The organism is Nitratireductor sp. GCM10026969, assembly GCF_042660605.1.
GTDB lineage: Bacteria > Pseudomonadota > Alphaproteobacteria > Rhizobiales > Rhizobiaceae > Chelativorans.
In genome coordinates, this window is sequence record NZ_JBHSUM010000329.1 from 1 (window position 1) to 617 (window position 617).

The window sequence follows — 617 nt, forward strand, 5'->3', positions numbered from 1 at the left end:
CGCGCCGCCGGCCCCGGCAAGATAGGCGGAAAGCCCGCGCGGCTCCACGCCGGCGGCCCGCAGGCCCTCGATGAAGCCGATGCCGTCGAGCATTGTCCCGGAAAGGCTACCGTCCGCCTCCCGCCGAACACAGTTCACTGCGCCGATCATCTCGGCCGCCGAGGAAACACGGTCGCACAGTCTCAGCATCGCGGTCTTGTGCGGCACCGTGGCGATGAAGCCGCCGAAATTTCCGGTGCGGCGCAAGCCGTGAAGCAGATCCTGAAGCCCGCCGGGCGCGACATGAAAGGGCACGAGCACACCGTCCACGCCGTGGCGGCGCAGGAGCGCGTTCATGACCTGCGGTGTTTTCACGTGATGGATCGGATCGGCGAGAATGCCGTAAATGCGCGTGCGGCCGGTGATTTCGGTCGGGCTCATGTCTTCCTGCACTCGGTTATGCTCCGGTCTCGGGCGGGGACGCGCTCAAGTCATGTAGAGCCCGCCGGCGACGTCGACGGTCTGGCCGGTCACGAAGCTCGATTCCGGCGATGTCAGCCACAGCGCGGCATCGGCCACCTCGTCGGGATCGCCGAGCCGGCCGAGCGGCGTCAGCCGCACCTGCTCGGCGTTCACCG

Annotated in this window: 2 protein-coding genes; both read right to left on the minus strand. The window is 68.1% G+C overall.

Annotation, left to right across the window (positions count from 1 at the left end; translation table 11 throughout):
* Positions 1–420 (minus strand): shikimate dehydrogenase family protein (locus ACFP9U_RS25320; RefSeq protein WP_378625668.1); only part of this gene is annotated, 420 nt, incomplete at its 3' end.
* A 45-nt stretch (positions 421–465) separates the two neighbouring features.
* Positions 466–617, minus strand: a 152-nt coding sequence (locus tag ACFP9U_RS25325) for an SDR family oxidoreductase (protein ID WP_378625670.1), incomplete at its 5' end; no start/stop codon positions are given.